Below are 18,294 nucleotides of genomic sequence, written 5' to 3' on the forward strand. Positions count from 1 at the left end.
CGCCACGTTTAGCGGCTGATTACATCAGAAGCGCTTCGTGGATCGGATGATCCGGGCCGTAACGATCATTAAGCAGCTTGATCAATTCACGTGAAAAGCCCTTACCGGCATCCAACAGGGACCGCAATTCCGTATCATTGCGATCATGCGGGCCAACACCATCAAGGCGCGCACGGACTTCCGGATCGGAAAGTTCGCGCAGGAAACGGTCATACAATTCCAGTGCCGGAAGACTTTTTTCACCAAATACGGTTTGCAGGCGCGTGATCGGTGGCAGCTGTAAAAGTTCGGAAAGTTTTTCGCGTTTGCCGGCATAATCCCGGCCTGCGGTTTCAGCTGCTGCGATAATGCCGCCGAAATAAAGCATCTTGCGCGAGAAAACCAGTTTCAGCCGCCGGGGTGCCCAGGCCTTGCTGGCGTCGCCTTCGCGGGTCTTGATTTCAAAATCGACGCTGATGGTGCGGTAATAGCGGATCACGTCATTGACCAGAAACCGCGCAATCGAATCACGTGTAACCGAACTGGTGACGTAATTGGCGATCAGATCGTCAAAAAACTTGCGTTTGCCCGCCTCGTTATACAGCCACTCACATTCCAGCAGGAACAACAGCCGCCGCGTGGTGATCGAGTTGGTATCGCCATCAAGCCCGATGCGATTGACCAGTTCCTCGGCGGTGATATAGGACGAAAACGGGCCGTTTACCGCCGGTTTCTTGGTGACCATCTTGCCAAGGATATCGGCGACCTGCTGGTGCGGCGCCTGACTGCGTTCGGCTTCGCGGCCAATGATAAAGTAATCCAGATCGGATTGATCGGATGCTTCATGCCGCCCATAGGATCCGGTCACCACCACGCAAAATGTATCGCCCGACAGGCTTTTACCCAATGCGTCACGCATCTCGGCCAGACGGGTGGCCGAGTAGTGCTGATTGGTTGCGATGGTTTGCGGTAACAAGATCGGGACAGCCTCTTGGTGCGACTCGTTGATATCCGAGTATCTGCCTAATGGTTAAAGATTAAAACCACGTTTAACTGATATGGCACTGCCCAATTAAGCTGATTGACAGTTTTATGGGCGCGGCAGATATTTTTTGCGCCTGTTCAATATCTTGAACCTTCTGCGTCCCCCTTGACCACGAAAGTTTTCCCATCATGGACATTTCCGATCTGCCGTTCGGTACAACCGACTGGTCTGCGATTGAACCGACCGAACATAGCGGTGAAACCGGCATGGCGACCTGGCGTACCCGCCACTTTGGCCCGATACGTGTCAGGATGGTACAATATTCCGCCGGGTATCTGGCAGATCACTGGTGTTCCAAGGGGCACATTCTGTTGTGTCTGGAAGGCGAACTGGTGACCGAGCTTGACGATGGCCGGACCTATGTCCTGAAACCGGGTATGAGCTATCAGGTGGCAGATAACGCAGAGGCCCATCGTTCCTCAACCGAAACCGGTGCGACCCTTTTCGTCGTTGATTAAAAAGGCCGGGCCTTAATCAAACAGGCTGGCGGCGGCGGCCTGCTGCGCCGGATCGGTCAGGCTGCCAACACGGCGCAGGAAGGAATGCTTTTCCTCGTAATAGCGTTTTGACAGATCGGCAAAGCAGCGCACTTCGACATCCTTGTTGATGTGAAATTCACGCCGCGGCACCTTGGCCTGGTGCAGGTCAAACGTGCTGGCCGATGCACTGAGTTGATGGTCGACAACATCGGCAACGCCATCAAGCTCGATCCGGTTTTTGAGACTATGCAGGAACTTCTTGAATGGGGGATGGCTATTCAGGAACGCCTTTTCGGTCAGCAGGAAGTCATCGGCGGCAAAGTCCGGCGCATTTTTAACGACAAATTCGCGGCACAAATGGTCGGTGGCAAAGCACATCGGACCAAAGATGAAATTGCGATAGATGTCTTCCTTAAGCTGCCAGAACTTGTCCAAACGTTTGAGCGAATCTGCATCGAGTTTCACCGCCGCCTCAAGCAACAGGCGCGGGTGGCAATGCACATGGTTGGGATGCACATACGTCTTGGTGCGGCTGATGCCCTCCAACGTGTCGATATTCACCGGGCCGGAAAACAGCGCCGCATGCGGGTGATCGGACTTCTTGGATAGAAGCGCGATCACTTCATCCGGATCGACACCATGTTTGACCAGCAGATGATTGACCGACAAATCAAGGTCGACTTCGCCGGTGATGATCTGATTGGTCAATTGATGGTGGTTGCGGTTAAAGCGGCGTGCGAATTCGGGTTCCAGAGTATGGGAAAACGGGCCGTGGCCGATGTCATGCAACAGGGCGGCGGCACCCAAAAGGTCGCAATCGGCATCCGATAGCCCCATCAAACGGCAATAGCGTTGCGACAGCAATGCCACGCCAATCGTGTGGTCATAGCGCGAATGACGGATATTGGCCGGGCGTCCGTTGGGGTGGAACAGATAATCGATGGCACCGAGAAACGAGATTTCACGCAACCGTTCAAAGGCGGGGGATGCGATCAGTTTCTTGTGCAAGGGCCGGTCAAAGGCCGAGGCGATCTGGGCGCGTTTGAAATGGTAGTTATATTGCGGCACATCGCGAAACAGCAGTTCCCATTCGGCGATGTCATCGGCATTGAAATTGGTATCAAACAGATCACCGATTTCGGGTGCCGGTTTTGCCGCCGCCTTGAGCACGGCAGAGTCCTTTTGTGGCGCGGCCTGCTTGGGCTCTGCGCGCTGGGCAAAAAGGTCTAGCTGCGGTTTTGGGCTCATTTTAGGAATGGTTGATGCGCTCAGTTGAGAATGTGTGTCCCGCAGACATAAACGGAATCACTGGCCATGTGAATGAGTTTTGACCCGAAGATTTCGCCATGAAACACGCCACCAGACAAGCCTGTTGCCGTAATGATGTGAAACGGTGGTAAAAGCACGGCGTTTTCACCATAATAATAGCTCATAAACACAAACGGTTAACAACACGTGACACGGCGAGCATCCGAACAGGCATCCACACAGCTTTGCGCAGGCAAAAAGACAGTGGCGATCATGCGCAAACTGTCTGATTTGGCGCGCCCGGCCTTTTGGCGCAGCGCGGGTGCGATGGTTGCCACGTTTGGTCTGTCGGCAAGTGCGCAGGCCCAGGAAAAATTTCGCCTCAATACCACAACAAATGCGGCGGAGGGTGCGACTCCCGCTGTGGCGCAAGCTGACGGGATCGGGGCGACGATTTTCGGAAGCCTGGCGGGCCTGAGTGACCGCGACTGGCTGGTGGTTGGTTTGGCGGCTGTTGGTGGTGCAGCGATTGCCGGTTGGGTTGGTTGGCGGCTGTCGCTGCGCATGCGTCGTCACCTTGAAGAAGTCGAAGATCACGAACACGAACTAGCCGGCGAGACAGAGCTTTTCACACAGCTTTTATTCGCAGGACCCGACCCGGTTTACTATTGGAGCCGCCATGGCTTTGCCGAGGGGGCCAGTCCGTCGCTCAAACGGGCCTTCCAGCTTGGTCAGGATGGGCGTTTTCCCGATCTGCTGGATCTGTTGCGTGATGAAGATGCCGCAGCACTCAAGGAACGGGTTCGGAACCTCAAGACCGGGCATGACCGGTTCGAGCTTTGGATCACCACGGTGGATGAACGCAAATTCCACGTGACCGGCATGGCCGCGCGCAAGGATCGGTCATCGGATGTTCTGGCGCATGGTTTGTGGTTCCGCGATGAAACCCGCCATTCGCGCGAACGCGAAAACCAGTTTGGTGATTTTCAACTGCTTAAACACGAAGTATCGGGCCTGCGGCAGTTGCTTGATAGCCTGCCCTTCCCAGTCTGGCGCCGCGATAGCGAACTTCGCCTGATTGATTGCAACATCGCCTATGCCGATGCGGTCGAATACCAAACAATTGAGGATGCCCTGGCGGCACAGGCCGAAATTGGTGCGGGCGTGATTCCCGATCACGGGCGATCATTGGCAGCATCGGTTCAGCGCAATAATGAAAGCCTGACCCGCGATTTCCATGTTGTCATTCGTGGTGATCGCAAATTGCTGCGCATCACCGAAATGCCGGGCGGGGCCGCGAACGAGCCCGATGGCCTGATCGGTTTTGCGATTGATTGCACCCCGGTCGAAGAATTGCAGTCCGATCTGTCGCGCCACATCCGCGCCCATGCCGAGGTGCTTGAAAACCTGGGTACGGCGATTGCGGTCTATGGCGGGGATAAGGGACTGATTTTCTTTAACACCGCCTTTACCAAGCTTTGGGATCTTGATGATGAATGGCTCTGGACCGAGCCGACCCATGATGATGTTTTGCGGCGTCTGCGCGATGAACGCAAACTGCCCGAAGTCACCGATTTCGCCCAGTTCCGCAATACCGAGAACCAGCGTTTTACCGATCTTCTCAAACCCGAAGAAGACCTGATGCATTTGCCCAACGGCATGACGTTGCGTCGTTTTATCTCGCCCCATCCGTTTGGCGGGCTGATGTTTGTCTATGAGGATGTCACCGACAAGCTGGTTCTGGAAAGTTCGTACAACACCCTGATCGCGGTCCAGCGCGAAACGCTTGAAAGCCTGCACGAGGCGGTCGGCGTGATCAGTGGCGATGGGCGTTTGCGGCTTTATAACCATGGTTTTGCTGATCTGTGGGGCCTTGAAAGCACGTTCCTTGATGTCGCACCGCATTTGGGCGATGTGGTCGAGAAATCCAAGGAGTATTGGCGCGAACGCGACGATTGGGAAAAATTCAAGAACCGCATGGTCGCGCGCATCACCAACCACGAACCGATGAATGGCCGGTTGGAACGGGCGGATAATTCGATTGTTGATTTTGCCATCGTTCCGCTGCCCGACGGGGCGGTGATGATGTCCTATATCGATGTGACGGATACCATCCGGGTCGAACGTGCGCTGCGTGAACGTAACGAGGCACTGCGCACCGCCGATCAGATGAAGTCGGACTTCATTTCCACGGTATCGCGCGAACTGACCAAGCCGCTGGATCACATCAATGGCGAGTCTGATCGATTGATCCCGCATCTGACCGGCAATGTGGCGCGCTCGGTTGAAACCATCCGCACCGAGGCGCAAAGCATGCTGGCGCTGGTCGATGACATGCGCGATCTGGCCACTCTTGGGTCCGGGCAGGTCGCCCTTGAACTTGATACGGTTGATCCACGGCGCTTGCTGCGCTCACTCGAAGCTTTGACACGGGCGCGCCTGGCGGAACTTAATGTGTCGCTGCGCCTTTATTGTTCGCGCCAGATCGGCTGGATGGTGGCCGATGAACGCCGCCTGAAACAGGCCTTGTTCATTCTGGTGACCAATGTGCTGCGCACAGCACCCGAGGGCAGCGAGGTTTCCGTGGTGGCAAAGCGCAGTGGCGAGGATATCGAAATTTCGATCTCGCTCTCGGACGAAGCCCCGCAACCGATGCTGTTTGAAGGCCTGCGCGATGGCGAATCCCCGTCGGCCCGCAGGGCCCTTGGCATGGCGATGGTCCGCGCCGTGGTCGAAATCCATGGCGGACGTGTGAAGATCAGTCGCGATGGCCGCAAGATCGCCTGTATCCTGCCCGCGGGCGAGGAAAGCGATCTGGGTTAATTAAAAATTCGCTGAAAGTAAGACAGTATGCGTGTTTACAAATACTATTCTGCGAAATGGGCTCACGAAGCAATTCTAAAGCGAAGGGTTAAAGTTAGTACGATCGGAGACCTCAATGATCTCTTTGAGTTTAGAGCTATTGACGCGAGGGATCAGGTGTCGAGAGCTAAGCTCGAGCGATGGCGAGGAAATTACTTTTCTAATAAAGGATTGGTTTCATTCTGCAAAAACCGAAAGAATCCTGTCATCTGGAGTCACTATGCGTGTGGATATAGAGGCATTTGCTTAGGATTTGATGTAGCTAAAGAAGAACTTTGCACAGTGAAATATCGGGCTGGAAGGGCGCCGATGTCAGAAGCCGAAGTTCTTGAGGCAGTGCGTGGCGATACCGCAACAGAAGCTGATATTCGTCTAACTACCAAATTTGCGCATTGGTCTTATGAGGCTGAAGAACGAGTATTTTGCCAACTAGACGACCCAAAAATCATTCAAGATAAAGGCATGTATTTTCTGCCATTCGATTACGGATTCAATCTTAGGGAAGTCATTCTAGGGCCAAAATATCAACCTGTGACGGATGCCACCTTAAAAGAAAAATTAGAAGCAGCCGTTGCCGAAATGGTTCCATGCACAGTTAGGTCAACGCGTCCAGCGTTCAGGTCTTTTAATGTCGTATTTCAGCAGAATAAGAAACTATCAAAAGAAATATAAAATGGCATTTGAATTGCTCCAAATGCCATCTGTGAGAGTGCCAAAGCGCCCGGAATTTAGGTCTAGACCGTAAACGGGACGTCCTTGCCTGAGATAAAGGCATCGATGTTATCAAGCGCCCGGAAGCCCATGGCGTTGCGGGTTTCAACCGTTGCCGATCCCAGATGCGGCAGCAGGAAGGTGTTGGCAAGGTCGCGATAGGCCGGCTCGATATTGGGCTCACCGGCAAATACATCGAGGCCCGCCGCGGTGAGTTTGCCCGATTTCAGGGCGGCAATCAGGTCCTGATCATTGACGACATCACCGCGCGCGGTGTTCACGATGATCGCGCCATCGGGCAGCTTGGCAATGAAATCTGAATTGACCATGCCGCGCGTTTCGGGCGTGGACGGGCAGTGCAGCGACAGAAAATCACAATGGGGCAAAAGGCCGTCGATACTGTCGTGATAGGTCGCCCCCATTTCCTGATCGGCGGGCAATTGGCGGCGGTTGTAATAATGGATGTCCATATCAAAACCGCGTGCGCGTTTGGCAACCGCCTGACCAATTCGGCCCATGCCAATGATGCCGAGTTTCTTGCCCGTCACTTGGGTTCCCATCAAATGGGTCGGACGCCAGCTTGACCAGGTGGCGTTGCGGACTTCGGCCTCCCCCTCGCTCGCACGGCGGGCGGCACCAAGGATCAGAAGCCAGGCAATATCAGCGGTGGCATCGGTCAGCACCCCCGGGGTGTTGCCAATGATCACGCCCTTTTTCCTGGCGGCTGCCAGATCGATATGATCGGTCCCGACCGAGAAGGTAGCGATGATTTTCACACTGTCGGAAAGATGATCGAAAAATTCGGCATCAATCGGATCACCGACCGAAACAAGGGCGGCATCCGCGCCATGACACAGGGCCAGGATTTCGGCCCGGGTCAGGGGATCGTCATCTTCCTGAGTGCGGATGTCATAACTTTCAGCCGCACGTTTGGCGACGGCATCGGGCAATCGGCGGGTGACGGCAAGAACGGGTTTCATGATGGGTTTCTCCCTGAAGCGATTTTGTTTTTAAGTTTTCAATTGTTCTAGGGTCAGGACCTATTAATTTGGTTTGAATGGTTAAACAGATTTGTGCGGATACGCGGAATAAAACTGCAGGAAGATATACATCTTTCAAGGTTTTACGACAAAGTAGCCTGAGCAAATCCGATTAATCCGAAGGACAGACGTTATATTTGCAAACTCCGGCGTCAAATCCCTTGGGCGGGATACCAACCCGCCCGGCGGACTTTTCCTTGGATTTCGCAAATATAACGTCTGCCATTCAAATCAAATTAATAGGTCCTGACCCTAGAATAACTGTCCGACGGCCAGACGGATACCGATTGATGTGATCACCAGCGACAACAGGAAGTCAGCCAGAACAATGGTGCTTGCCGTCGGGATCGGGACCGACAGGGTCAGCTTGGCGATATAGACGCCATACACCAGTGTTGCGATCACCGCGATAAAGACAAAGCCACCGGCCCCCAGCGACGGGAACAACACACCCAGCATCAAGGCCGCCAGATACAGCCCCATCTGAAGCACGCTTGCCCAGTTATAGACTGTGATAAACGCGACATAGCGTTCGGCACGGCCCAGCATCGGGATGACATGGAACATGATCAGCGGAAAGGCGACCCACTTGATGACATAGGCAATGACTTCGACCAGCATGTAACGCATCGCCGGGAAGTCGTCCGGGGCATCAAAAATATCGTTCCAGCGCAACATGGCAAAGGCCGGAAACACAATCACTGCCGCCAGAAACGAACGCCAGAATCCCTCGATCGAAAAATTAAAAAATCCAAGTCCCTGGGTATCGCCACGGGCAAGACGCCATGTGCCGTAAAGGGCGCGCAGGGTTTCGCTGGAGGTGTTCATCTAGGGCTTGTTTCCGGGCTGTGGGGCAAAGCAGACATGAATGTGTCTAGCAGTCTGTGGGCAACAGTCCAACAGCTTATCCCCGAATGCCCGTCCTTCACAAGGTGGGGTTGCCAAACGTCTTTTTCTTGCACGGGTCATCGGGCCCTTGAGACGGCAAAACGAGGTGGCGGGATCAGGATGACGGACAATACGGACGAAGAATATGCGTTGCGCTTGTCCTATCTTGAAAAAACCGATCCCAACTCGCTGGCGGTTGCGCGGCTGTATCTTGAAATGGCCAGCAACCACAGGCCCGATCAGCGCGAAGAGGCATTGGCGCTGTTTGATGCCGCCGATGCGATTTTCGCGCTGCATTTGCCGACGGCACGTGATGCGGCAGTGGCGGGGCTGGCACTTAGCCTCAATAACCGGGCCGCGCTTGAGATTGAGGCCGGTGAATGGGACTGGGCGGTGGATGCCGCCTGTCAGGCCGTCGAACTGCGTCAGGATCGCTTGCGCAATTGTGTCGGGCGCAAGGATGACAAGGAACGTCTTGATCTGGGCTATTCACTGGCTGCCCTCGTGCTGGCCCTGCAAGGGGCGGGGAAGCTTGATCTGGCGCGCGATGCGGCATGCGATGCGGTCAAAGTGCTGGGCGCCTTTGCCGGGATGCGCAATCAGGACGCGTTTGTCCTTTTGACCAAGCTGATCTGTATCTATGCCGATCTGTGCAACCGGACGGGTCAGTTGCCCGATGCCAATGTTTTGTTGCCGCTGGCCAAGGCGTTTTACACTGCGCGCGGCAAGTCCTGAGCAAAGAAAAACGGCCACAAGGACGTTTCCCTGTGGCCGTTCCAATTCATGGATTTAGTGATCAGCGGGTGCTTGCCACCGACCAGGTCAACGTCACTTCACCATTTGCCGGAACGTCGATGTCCCAGCTGATCTGGCCGGGTTGGTCGCGTTCGTGCTTGTGACTTTCGGCCGTAACTTTCCAATCCACCGGCAGGTCTTCACGGACGGTGACGGTTTCGACACGGTCGCTGGTATTGCGAATGGTCCATTTCAGATCGGCCTTAATGGCGTCTGGCAGGTTGGGACGTGCCTTGCGGTCAAACGAGGTGACATTACGCGTGCCGTTCAGGTCGCTGGCCTTGCCCAGACGAAGCGTCGCGTCACGGCCAACCGGGGTCAGCGAAATCATGTCTTCGGAAAGATAGCCGGTACCGCCTGCCGGGGTTTGGGCATAGATGCGCACAATGCCATCCGGCCACGGGCTTTTGGCGTCTTTGCCGCCTTGGTTGGTGATGTCGATCTCAAGATCCGGACGGACGAAGTCGTTGGTGTCATTTTGCGCCATGTTATAGACGCTGCTTGATGCCTGGAAGATTGCATGGCGTTTGACCGGCAGGACCTGCGGATCAACCAGCGGTAAAATCACCGTATCGCCATCCTGCATCGAAAGGCCGTCAAACGGGCCATAAACATGCAGGTTTTCAAAACTTGCCCGGTCCGGCGCGCCAGCAGAAGGTGCGGCGCCATCGGCCATGGCCGACATCATCATTTCGGTGCGTGCGGCCTTGGCCATCGGGGGCTGTTGCACCCGGTTGGGGTCACCGGCGACCAGACGCAGGGACGCATTGTCATAATCGCTGCCTGATCCGTTCATGACCTTGGCAATCGCGGTCAGTTTCAGGCTGTTTTCTGCACGGTCATAATAGGCGGTATAGGACGTGTTCCAACCGATCCCGCCCAGAAGATAGGCCATCGATACGTGATCAAGCGCGGTACCGGTCGCGATATCCGCATCAAGTGTCGGGCTGGTGGTAAAGCCATCGGGCAGTTCGGAAACAATCACCTGATCAAGCGGCACCTGTTCCAGACCGGCATCGGTTTCAATCAGGGCAACGTGGCTTACCGCGACAAGGGTGCCTTCAATCAGGTCATCGTCCCGGCGAATGGTGACCGTCTTGCCGATCTGATCGCGCACAAGGTCGTCAATGGCGTTTGATCCGTTGCCGCGATTGCGCAAGGACGTCCAGACAAGATCGGCATCCTTGGCAGTGCCGAGCAGGAAGGAGTCATTCATGATGGTCTGGGGCAGGCCATCAATGCGAAGCGTGCTTTGGCCTGCGGGAATGGCTGCATCGCGTTTTTCGGTAATCAGCGACAGGTTGCCGGGATAAACCGTCAGCTGCAGGCTGGTGCGGTTGTCGGCGGATAGTCCGACGGACGGGCTTTGCGCGCGGGCAGGCTCAGCATCCGGTCCGAAAAATACCGCTGATCCCAACAAGGCGGCGAGTGCAAAACGATTGCGCAATGCTGCTGTCATTCCCGATCCCTTTTGTCATGATGAAGTGGGGCTATGCAATTTGCTCTGATTGCCACCTTTGCGTGAAAAGATGGCAGGATCAAGGACATGCAGGGATAATTTCAGGCAAAACGCATAAACACGTTGCGCCAACGCACGCAAGTGTTGGCCGGCGCAATTTGATGGGCAGCAAAAGTCAGGATCTGACGATGGGGCTTATGCTTAGCTCAGAACGTGGTGGAAGGAATATCCGCCGACCTCGGGCAGGTGATGCTGATAGGCAGCCTGACGGGCTGTATCAATGATGATCGGCGCGCGCAGATTGACCGACATGCTCACGGGGCCATCATCGGGCTTGTGCAGGGTCACAATCAGCAACACCGCGCCGTCTTCCTTTTTGATGCCGTGAATGCCAAAGCCCTGTTCAAGGTGTTCTGGCCGGATCGTATCGCTTTCAAGGTTATAGGGTGCCACGATAAAGGCCAGTTCCGGTTCGGTCAGGCATTGCATCAATAGAAACGCATTGCCGCTTTCACCCGGGAAGCTTGCCAGCGCAAAGACGTTATGATCAGGAAAGCCTTTAAGCCCGGCCGGGAAGTAAATGGCCTTGTCCCAGGCGAATTCGCGTTCGCCAAACAGGGTGGTCAGTTTTACGGCGGACGGGACTGGCCCCTTGGCCGTCGGGTTTGCGCCTTTTTCGGTCGCCATCGCGTCCTCCTGCTGATCCGTTTTCATGCTGCACCAGAAATATCAAAGCACTTTGGATTGGTTTGCCGGATATTCAAGGGCTTGGCAGACCGGAAGACATTCTATTAGCAGTTTATTTAGCAGCCGTTAAAGCGGACGCCGACAGGTTCACTAAACCCTTTGACCTGAATTGTTTGCGTTTGTGCATAGCGGGCAAGAAGGATCGGTCCGGCGACCGGGGCCTCTTTACGCAGGCGGTTGGCGAATTGTTCGCTCATGACCGTATCGCTGCCAAGTTCGCGGGTGGCCTTTTCAAGGCGGGCGGCAAGGTTGACCGTGGCCCCGATGACGGCGGGTGTGACAGCCTCACGCTGGCCGATATCCCCGACAACGGCCGGGCCGAAATTAAGTCCGACCCCGATTTCAAGCGGTTCGCCGCCATTTGCCGGGGCCCGGGCCTGCCATTCGGCGACCTGGGCGATGATTGCCTGTGCGGCACAAAATGCATTGGCCGCCGGGTTTTCAAGATCGTCAAAGGCCGCGAAACTCGCCATCACCGCATCACCGATATATTTTTCAACAATCCCGCCATAGGCACCGATTTGCGATGTTGCGATGTGATGGAACTGGTTGAGGAACCGCATGACTTCCTGCGGGTCGCGTTTTTCGGCAAAGCGTGAAAAGCCGATAACATCGGCAAACAGAATAACGCATTCGCGGCGTTCACCCACGCGGATCGGCTCATCACGATCGGCCAACTGATCGGCAAGGGCAGTCGGGAAATATCGCGCAAGATTGCCATGCGCGCGTTCGGACGCGGCCGACTGGTTGATCAAAACCCGCAAACGCGAAACCATCACCGCACAGGCCAGCGTAAAGACGATGACAATGATCACCTGTTCGGCAAGGGCCGAGATATCGACAAATTCCGGCAGGTTATAGGTATCGATTATTTCTTGCTGGCTTGGGTTCCATTCATCGCCGAAATGCTGGGAAACGATCACCCCGGGCCGCGTCATCAGCCACCAGATCGCCCCGCACCATGACGCAAACAGCCAGAAACCGAACCACAGGATCAGGCGCGGTGAAAAGGTCATGATGATGATTGCCATCATGATCATCGAAAAGACCACGCCACGGTCACGTACGACAAATCCATAAAGCCATGCCGGATGATCCAGCAACGGATTAAGCGGATCGGGCACCACCGAGACATAGACAATCAGAACCGCGTCAATTACCGCAAGCAGATAGATCATCCAGTATGATTTGCCGCCGCGAAAGGCGACGAAAAGCTGAACGAATACGCCGGGAATGAACCAGCCGAGGACCTCAAGCAATGTGTAAAGCTTGCCAGTCGGCGAATCAGGTTTGCTAAACAAAAGCAGGATGAACGCCAGAAGGCAGATGCGTAAGAAGGCAACAAGGATCAGTCCGCGCTTTTCTTCGCGGGCGACAAGGCGTTCAAAAATTGACTCGGAAGGCTCAGTTTTTGACGGCATCAGCAAGAAGTTGTTTCAGCCCTTCGCTGTCCTTGACGACCAGTCGACCATCACGGCGCGTGATCATCCCCTGTTTTTCAAGTTCGCGCAGCTTCTTGTTCACCGCTTCACGGGTCACACCCAGCATCAGGCCCAATTCCTGCTGCGACAACGGAAGGGCAATACGAATGCCTTCCGGGTCCGGGCCGCCGTGACGTTCGGCCAGCCAAAGGATGCGTTTGATCAGACGCGCGGTCAGATCAAGGAAGTTGGCATCTTCAAGCAGGTCACTGACCCAGCGCAGGCGCCGGCACAAAAGAGCGGTGATGTGACGGCGCAGCGGGGCTTCACGGTCAAAGATTTCAAAGAAGTCATCGCGCGAAATGAAAAGTGTCCGGGTCGGGCCAACCGCCCGTGCGGTCGCTGTGCGCGGTTCGCCATCCAGCAATGCGATTTCGCCAAATACCGCACCGGGGGCCAAAACGTTTAGCACGATTTCCTTGCCAGTTTCCGAAACCGATGAAATGCGAACCTTGCCGGCCTCAACCGCATAAAGCCCGTCTGCCGGTGCACCCTTTTCAAACAGCAACTGGCCATCGTCAAACCGGCGGACAGTCGCCTGGTTTGACAGCTGCTCCAACAGTTCGGGGTCCAGATCCTCAAACAGGAAGCTGCCTGCCAGAATGCGCGAAGCAATCTTCGCAAGTTGCGGTGATTTTGGGCCGGTTACACTGTTCACGGGGTTCACTTTGAAAATGGTTTCGTTTCAGCGGGCGAATCGCAGAATTCGAATGCCAAAGTAGCACAAATATCCTGCTTTACAGCAAGCTGTTTTGCAATCGGCATCTGGCCATTGCATCTATTGCCAAGTCACTGGAATGCTTGTGATGCGGCAAGGTTTTTTGATGTCACTGGTTTGAAATTCAGACAGCTCTCCCCCAAGCTTATAGATGTTAAAGCATCGCTTTTTGGCAGGAATTTGACAGGGAGATTCGAACTGGCCGCAGAAAATGGCAACGATCCGAATGGGTCCAAAGGCCTTATTTTACGCGGCTTACAGGTAAAATATAGAACATTTGACAAAATCTCCTATGTTTTTTAAATTATCCTAATTCCGAAAAGGGACCGCCCAAGAACAAGAGTGTCAAAAGCAACCACGGTCCGCGGATGTCGTTTTATATCGGGAGGAAGAAATGAAGATAATTTCCAAGGGTGCCTTGTTTGGCGCCGCTTCAATGGTCGCCGCGTCATTTGGTTTTAATGCGCAGGCAGCCGACGTGACCCTGAACTTTGCCCATGTTGACCCGGCAGAGTGGACCACCTCGAAAAAAGGTGCAGCGTCACAGGTCTTTAAAAACATTGTCGAAGCAGAATCGGCTGGCCGTATTGAGGTCGCTCTGTTCCCGGCCGGTGCGCTGGGCGGTGAAACCGATCTGCTGCAGAATACCCAGGACGGTACGCTTGCCATGTCGATGGTATCGGGTCCGTTCTCCAAGGTTTGCCCTGAGGCAGCCGTTCTTGATATCCCTTATGTTTTCCCGAATGCCAACGTTGCCTGGAACGTTCTGGATGGTGATTTCGGCAAGGAACTTGCCGCGCACTGCCTGGAAAAAACCGGTCTGCGTACGCTGGCCTATGGTGAAACCGGTTTCCGTAACTTCACCAACTCCCAGCGCGCAATTTCCGAGCCGAAAGACATGGAAGGCTTGAAGATTCGCGTCATGACTGTTCCGCTGTTCGTGGAAATGGTCAAGGCACTTGGTGGCGAACCGACCCCGATTCCGTGGCCGGAAGTTCCGACCGCACTGACCACCGGCACGGTGGACGGTCAGGAAAACCCGATCAGCGTGATCTATGCCAACAAGTTCTATGAAATGCAGAAATACCTGACGCTTGACCGTCACGTATATGGCACCGACTTCATCGTGATCAACGAAGCAATCTATCAGAACCTTTCCGAGGCTGATCAGGCACTTCTGCGTCGCGCCGCCGGTGTTGCATCGAACGTTGGCCGTGCGGTTCAGCAGTTCAACTCTGCCGAAGGCGTTGCCAAACTGGCAGAGGAAGGCATGGAAGTAACCACGCCGACCGCCGAACAGCTCAAGATGTTCCGTGATGCCGCTCAGCCGGCAGTCATCGAATGGCTTTCGGGCGAGATCGATGCTGCATGGATCGAAAAACTGCAAACTGCCGTTTCCGAAGCAGAAGCTTCAATGTAATCGGTGTTTGGCGGGTCGGGTGCTCCTCCTTGCACCTGACCTGCCCTTTTTTCCCGCCACCGTGCTTATAAAAGCATAATAATTTTCAGAGCGATCCGGGGGAACCCATGCAACGCACCGAGAATGCTTACAAGCGTTTGCTCGCCGGACTTTCGGGATTAAGTATCCTAATTGTTTTTGGTGTCGTTTTTGCCGGCAGTGTCAGCCGATATCTGTTTTCTTCCCCGCTGCAATGGAGCGAAGAAATCGCGAAATACGCGATGATCTATGGCTGCATGTTCGGTGTGGCCTATGCCTATCTGCAGGGTACCCAGATCACTTTCAGCATTGTTGTTGATACCATTCCCGCACGCATCCGCCGCAAGCTCGCAATTATTGTTGATGCCGCGACGCTGGTTCTGGGCGGTATCCTTGCCTATGCAGGCTATGTGTTTGCCGCCAAGCGCGGCGGTATTGTGGCCTCGGGCATTGGCATTCAGATGTATTGGGCGCAAATCGCCATTACCGTTGGTGGTGTTTGTCTGGTGATTGCCGCCATTTTGCGCCTTGCATCTTGTCTGAATAAGAATTCCACCGGGGGAGAAGCATGATTACCGGCGTCACCCTTCTGGCACTGCTTGCGATCGGTGCACCGGTTGCCTTTGCAATCGCGCTTGGCATTGTCGCCTATATCAGTACCGGCACGTTTGGCATTGATCTTCTGCCGCAACGTATTTTTGCCGGGATGGACAGCTTTACCATTCTTGCCATTCCGCTGTTTGTTCTGGCCGGCGAGTTGATGAATGCCAGTGGCATCACATCGCGTGTGATCAATCTGGCCAATGCGCTTGTCGGGCACGCCAAGGCCGGTCTGGCCCAGGTCAATATCTGGTCTTCGGTGATCTTTGCCGGTCTTTCCGGGTCTGCGGTTGCCGATACATCCGCGATTGGCCGTATCTTTATTCCGTCGATGGAAAAGGAAGGCTATCCGCGTGATTTTGCCGCCGCCCTGACGGCCGCATCATCGGTCATCGGTCCGATCATTCCGCCCAGTATTCCGGTGATTATCTATGCGCTGATTACCACCAATGTGTCGGTTCCGGCCTTGTTCCTTGCCGGGATTGTGCCGGGTGTTTTGCTGGCGATTGCGTTGTCGGTTTATGTACGTTTCTTTGTCAAGAACCACGCCAAGCCGCGCGAACGCATGAATTTGGGCGAGAAGCTCAAGGCAGTCTGGAACGGCCTTATTCCGCTGTTTATGCCGGTCTTTGTCATCGGCTCGATCCTGGCCGGCATCGTCACCCCGACCGAGGCGGCGAGCTTTGCGGTGTTTTATGCGCTGGTTGTTGGCCTGTTCGTATTCCGGGAACTGAAACCGGGTGATCTGCCGGCAATTTTCGCAGGTGCGATGCGCGATTCATCAAGCATCCTGATCATCATGGCAACGGTGGCGGCGGCAAACTGGTTCATGACCTTTGCCGGCATTCCGCAAACCGTCAGCAAGTTCGTTCTGGGCTATGTCGACAGCCCGGTCACCTTCCTGATCCTGATCAACCTGATGCTTTTGGCAGTTGGTCTGGTGCTTGAAGGGATTGCTGCGATGCTGGTGCTGGTGCCGATCCTGCATCCGATCGCGATCAGCCTTGGCATTGATCCGACCCATTTCGGGATCATCGTGATCTTTAACCTGATGATCGGCCTGATTACGCCGCCGATGGGACTGTGTCTGTTTGTTGCGGATGCGATTGCGGGCGTCGGTATGGCCCGAATGATCCGCGCGATCATGCCGTTCTTTATCGTTGAACTGGCGGTGTTGCTGATCATCACCTTTGTTCCGGGCATCGTCACGTTCTTGCCCGATCTGTTTGGATTTTAGGATACCTGTCCATGTTGAAACTCGGTCTTATTGGTAAAGGCATTTCGCGGAGCCAGTCGGCACGACTGCACGTATTGCTCGGCCGTATGTGCGGTATGGATGTCACGTACGACTATCTCGACAGCGATGTGATCAAGGATTTTGACCTGATCAAGCAGCTGACCACCTGTGCGGAAACCGGCTATGCCGGGGTCAATGTGACCCATCCGTACAAAACAAGTGCGCGCAAACTGATCACCCCGCGCAAACGCCTGCCCGAAGCCCTGGGCTCGGTAAACACGGTTGTCTTCCGCGAAGATGGCTGGCGTGGGGATAACACCGACTTTGTCGGCTTCATGCGCGGCTATCAAAAACAGTTCGGCGATGCCAAGCCGGGAACCGTTTTGCAGATGGGGGCAGGCGGTGTCGGCCTTGCCACGGCGTTCGGTCTGCGCGGGCTTGGTGCGGACAAAATCCTGATCCATGACAAGGACGCCGCGCGTGGTGAAGAACTGGTGGCAACCCTTGTTGCGGCCAATGCCAATGCGGCCTTTGTCGGTGAAGATGACCTTTCTGATGCGGTGCGCGCGTCCGATGGTTTGATCAACTGCACGCCGGTTGGCATGAACCAGTATCCCGGCTGCCCGTTTGATACCGATCTGTTTGGTGGGCAGAAATGGGCGTTTGATGCGGTCTATACCCCGGTTCAAACCGCCTTCCTGCGCGCTGCGGCCAAATCGGGGATCGACGTCATGACCGGCTTTGAACTCTTCTTCTTTCAGGGTATTGAAGCATTTGAAGTTTTCAGCGGGGCAGAGATTGATGCCGACGCTGCGAGGGACGAATACTTCAATGCCTATCCCGAGGCATTGACAGGCTAGGGGACCAAGACCATGAGCAGCAGTACCGTTGCCGAGACAGTCTATAACGAAATTCGCGATGACATTTTGTATGGCGAATTGCAGCCGGGCGTGAAGCTTAAGCTTGAGGCGCTGCGCGAACGTTATAGCGTCGGGGTCAACACGCTGCGTGAAGTGCTCAACCGTCTGGTGGCGTCGGGCTTTGTGTTTGTCGAAGGCCAGAAGGGCTTCCGGGTTGTTGAAACATCACCATCCAATTTCAAGGAACTGACGGCGATGCGTCTGTTGCTTGAACGCGATGGTCTGGCGGCCTCAATCAAGCATGGCGATGTGGAATGGGAAGCCCGGGTTGCGGCCGCCCATCACAAGCTGTCCGCTGTTGAAAAGCAGATGCTTGAACGTGACAGCCGCGAACTGACCGTCCGCTGGAGCCAGTATGACCGCGAATTTCATCAGGCGCTGATTTCGGCCTGCGGGTCGAACCTGCATATGCGCCTGCACCACGAAATTTTCGATCAGTTCCGCCGTTATGTGGTGATCGAACTCAAAACCCATGGTTTCCGTGCCCAGGAAATCATCGATGAGCATCGCGAAATCTGTGAGCTGTCCCTTGCACGGGATCTGGATGGCGCGATTGCCAAACTGACCGACCATATCGAAACCTATCGGCGCCGTTCACAGCATTGATCTGCGCACGGGGCAGGCCCCGCGATTGCAGCATCCTTCTG

Annotated in this window: 17 protein-coding genes; 9 read left to right on the forward strand and 8 right to left on the reverse strand. The window is 55.0% G+C overall.

Annotated elements, in window-relative coordinates; all coding sequences use genetic code 11:
• Positions 1 to 19 precede the first annotated feature (19 nt).
• A complete protein-coding gene (locus tag TH2_RS03725; protein ID WP_008889061.1) occupies positions 20 to 955 on the reverse strand; it encodes a DUF294 nucleotidyltransferase-like domain-containing protein in 936 nt (311 codons plus the stop codon).
• A 197-nt stretch (positions 956 to 1,152) separates the two neighbouring features.
• On the opposite strand from TH2_RS03725, the gene TH2_RS03730 reads away from it, so the two are divergent.
• Positions 1,153 to 1,482 carry a DHCW motif cupin fold protein gene (locus tag TH2_RS03730; protein ID WP_008889062.1) on the forward strand — a complete coding sequence of 110 codons (330 nt, stop codon included), beginning with the start codon at positions 1,153 to 1,155 and terminating at the stop codon, positions 1,480 to 1,482.
• 12 nt (positions 1,483 to 1,494) lie between these two features.
• Here TH2_RS03730 and TH2_RS03735 read toward each other — a convergent pair whose 3' ends face one another.
• Positions 1,495 to 2,751, reverse strand: a complete 1,257-nt coding sequence (locus TH2_RS03735; RefSeq protein ID WP_081579258.1) for an HD domain-containing protein — start codon at positions 2,749 to 2,751, stop codon at positions 1,495 to 1,497.
• 207 nt (positions 2,752 to 2,958) lie between these two features.
• Here TH2_RS03735 and TH2_RS03740 point away from each other — a divergent pair, with 207 nt between their 5' ends.
• Both TH2_RS03740 and TH2_RS21190 read left to right on the forward strand, forming a co-directional pair.
• The gene (locus TH2_RS03740; RefSeq protein ID WP_238538654.1) at positions 2,959 to 5,574 is read left to right on the forward strand and encodes a sensor histidine kinase; all 2,616 of its coding nucleotides are present in this window, start codon (positions 2,959 to 2,961) and stop codon (positions 5,572 to 5,574) included.
• Positions 5,575 to 5,922: 348 nt separating this feature from the next.
• Complete coding sequence (locus tag TH2_RS21190) at positions 5,923 to 6,285, forward strand: hypothetical protein (protein ID WP_157193790.1); 363 nt, start codon at positions 5,923 to 5,925, stop codon at positions 6,283 to 6,285.
• Positions 6,286 to 6,347: 62 nt separating this feature from the next.
• Here TH2_RS21190 and TH2_RS03750 read toward each other — a convergent pair whose 3' ends face one another.
• Together TH2_RS03750 and TH2_RS03755 are read right to left on the reverse strand one after the other, a co-directional pair.
• Positions 6,348 to 7,304 carry a 2-hydroxyacid dehydrogenase gene (locus tag TH2_RS03750; protein WP_008889066.1) on the reverse strand — a complete coding sequence of 319 codons (957 nt, stop codon included), beginning with the start codon at positions 7,302 to 7,304 and terminating at the stop codon, positions 6,348 to 6,350.
• A 312-nt stretch (positions 7,305 to 7,616) separates the two neighbouring features.
• Entirely contained in the window at positions 7,617 to 8,192 is a 576-nt protein-coding gene (locus TH2_RS03755) for a hypothetical protein (RefSeq protein WP_008889067.1), read from the reverse strand.
• Between the two features lie 180 nt (positions 8,193 to 8,372).
• Between TH2_RS03755 and TH2_RS03760 the strand changes: the two genes are divergently transcribed.
• A complete protein-coding gene (locus tag TH2_RS03760) occupies positions 8,373 to 8,987 on the forward strand; it encodes a hypothetical protein (protein ID WP_008889068.1) in 615 nt (204 codons plus the stop codon).
• Positions 8,988 to 9,048: 61 nt separating this feature from the next.
• On the opposite strand, the gene TH2_RS03765 is transcribed toward TH2_RS03760, so the two are convergent.
• The 4 genes from TH2_RS03765 to TH2_RS03780 all read right to left on the reverse strand — a co-directional run bounded on the left by TH2_RS03765 (position 9,049) and on the right by TH2_RS03780 (position 13,392).
• Positions 9,049 to 10,506: a DUF4139 domain-containing protein gene (locus tag TH2_RS03765; protein WP_008889069.1), complete on the reverse strand. Its 1,458-nt coding sequence runs from the start codon at positions 10,504 to 10,506 to the stop codon at positions 9,049 to 9,051.
• A gap of 201 nt (positions 10,507 to 10,707) precedes the next feature.
• The gene (fliW, locus tag TH2_RS03770) at positions 10,708 to 11,193 is read right to left on the reverse strand and encodes a flagellar assembly protein FliW (protein WP_008889070.1); all 486 of its coding nucleotides are present in this window, start codon (positions 11,191 to 11,193) and stop codon (positions 10,708 to 10,710) included.
• Positions 11,194 to 11,309: 116 nt separating this feature from the next.
• Positions 11,310 to 12,674: an adenylate/guanylate cyclase domain-containing protein gene (locus TH2_RS03775; protein WP_008889071.1), complete on the reverse strand. Its 1,365-nt coding sequence runs from the start codon at positions 12,672 to 12,674 to the stop codon at positions 11,310 to 11,312.
• Positions 12,658 to 13,392: a Crp/Fnr family transcriptional regulator gene (locus tag TH2_RS03780; protein WP_008889072.1), complete on the reverse strand. Its 735-nt coding sequence runs from the start codon at positions 13,390 to 13,392 to the stop codon at positions 12,658 to 12,660. Before TH2_RS03780 ends, TH2_RS03775 begins: the two co-directional genes overlap by 17 nt.
• 454 nt (positions 13,393 to 13,846) lie before the next feature.
• Here TH2_RS03780 and TH2_RS03785 point away from each other — a divergent pair, with 454 nt between their 5' ends.
• The 5 genes from TH2_RS03785 (at position 13,847) to TH2_RS03805 (ending at position 18,253) form a co-directional block, all read left to right on the forward strand.
• Positions 13,847 to 14,872, forward strand: coding sequence for a DctP family TRAP transporter solute-binding subunit (locus TH2_RS03785; RefSeq protein WP_008889073.1), 1,026 nt, complete (start codon positions 13,847 to 13,849; stop codon positions 14,870 to 14,872).
• Between the two features lie 107 nt (positions 14,873 to 14,979).
• Positions 14,980 to 15,462: a TRAP transporter small permease gene (locus TH2_RS03790; protein ID WP_008889074.1), complete on the forward strand. Its 483-nt coding sequence runs from the start codon at positions 14,980 to 14,982 to the stop codon at positions 15,460 to 15,462.
• On the forward strand, positions 15,459 to 16,727 hold the full coding sequence (locus TH2_RS03795) for a TRAP transporter large permease (protein WP_008889075.1): 1,269 nt from the start codon (positions 15,459 to 15,461) through the stop codon (positions 16,725 to 16,727). Before TH2_RS03790 ends, TH2_RS03795 begins: the two co-directional genes overlap by 4 nt.
• An 11-nt stretch (positions 16,728 to 16,738) precedes the next feature.
• Positions 16,739 to 17,587, forward strand: coding sequence for a shikimate dehydrogenase family protein (locus TH2_RS03800; protein ID WP_008889076.1), 849 nt, complete (start codon positions 16,739 to 16,741; stop codon positions 17,585 to 17,587).
• 12 nt (positions 17,588 to 17,599) lie between these two features.
• Positions 17,600 to 18,253, forward strand: a complete 654-nt coding sequence (locus tag TH2_RS03805; RefSeq protein WP_008889077.1) for a GntR family transcriptional regulator — start codon at positions 17,600 to 17,602, stop codon at positions 18,251 to 18,253.
• Positions 18,254 to 18,294: the final 41 nt, after the last annotated feature.

This window comes from Thalassospira profundimaris WP0211 (genome assembly GCF_000300275.1).
Lineage (GTDB): Bacteria > Pseudomonadota > Alphaproteobacteria > Rhodospirillales > Thalassospiraceae > Thalassospira > Thalassospira profundimaris.

What these genes read in the sequence shown, in the direction of transcription:
- TH2_RS03800 (WP_008889076.1), top strand. Translation starts at nt 16,739, where the DNA reads ATGTTGAAACTCGGTCTTATTGGTAAAGGCATTTCGCGGAGCCAGTCG.
- TH2_RS03755 (WP_008889067.1), bottom strand. Translation starts at nt 8,192, where the DNA reads ATGAACACCTCCAGCGAAACCCTGCGCGCCCTTTACGGCACATGGCGT.
- TH2_RS03790 (WP_008889074.1), top strand. Translation starts at nt 14,980, where the DNA reads ATGCAACGCACCGAGAATGCTTACAAGCGTTTGCTCGCCGGACTTTCG.
- TH2_RS03795 (WP_008889075.1), top strand. Translation starts at nt 15,459, where the DNA reads ATGATTACCGGCGTCACCCTTCTGGCACTGCTTGCGATCGGTGCACCG.
- TH2_RS03775 (WP_008889071.1), bottom strand. Translation starts at nt 12,674, where the DNA reads ATGCCGTCAAAAACTGAGCCTTCCGAGTCAATTTTTGAACGCCTTGTC.
- TH2_RS03760 (WP_008889068.1), top strand. Translation starts at nt 8,373, where the DNA reads ATGACGGACAATACGGACGAAGAATATGCGTTGCGCTTGTCCTATCTT.
- TH2_RS21190 (WP_157193790.1), top strand. Translation starts at nt 5,923, where the DNA reads ATGTCAGAAGCCGAAGTTCTTGAGGCAGTGCGTGGCGATACCGCAACA.
- TH2_RS03805 (WP_008889077.1), top strand. Translation starts at nt 17,600, where the DNA reads ATGAGCAGCAGTACCGTTGCCGAGACAGTCTATAACGAAATTCGCGAT.
- fliW (WP_008889070.1), bottom strand. Translation starts at nt 11,193, where the DNA reads ATGGCGACCGAAAAAGGCGCAAACCCGACGGCCAAGGGGCCAGTCCCG.
- TH2_RS03785 (WP_008889073.1), top strand. Translation starts at nt 13,847, where the DNA reads ATGAAGATAATTTCCAAGGGTGCCTTGTTTGGCGCCGCTTCAATGGTC.
- TH2_RS03735 (WP_081579258.1), bottom strand. Translation starts at nt 2,751, where the DNA reads ATGAGCCCAAAACCGCAGCTAGACCTTTTTGCCCAGCGCGCAGAGCCC.
- TH2_RS03765 (WP_008889069.1), bottom strand. Translation starts at nt 10,506, where the DNA reads ATGACAGCAGCATTGCGCAATCGTTTTGCACTCGCCGCCTTGTTGGGA.
- TH2_RS03750 (WP_008889066.1), bottom strand. Translation starts at nt 7,304, where the DNA reads ATGAAACCCGTTCTTGCCGTCACCCGCCGATTGCCCGATGCCGTCGCC.
- TH2_RS03730 (WP_008889062.1), top strand. Translation starts at nt 1,153, where the DNA reads ATGGACATTTCCGATCTGCCGTTCGGTACAACCGACTGGTCTGCGATT.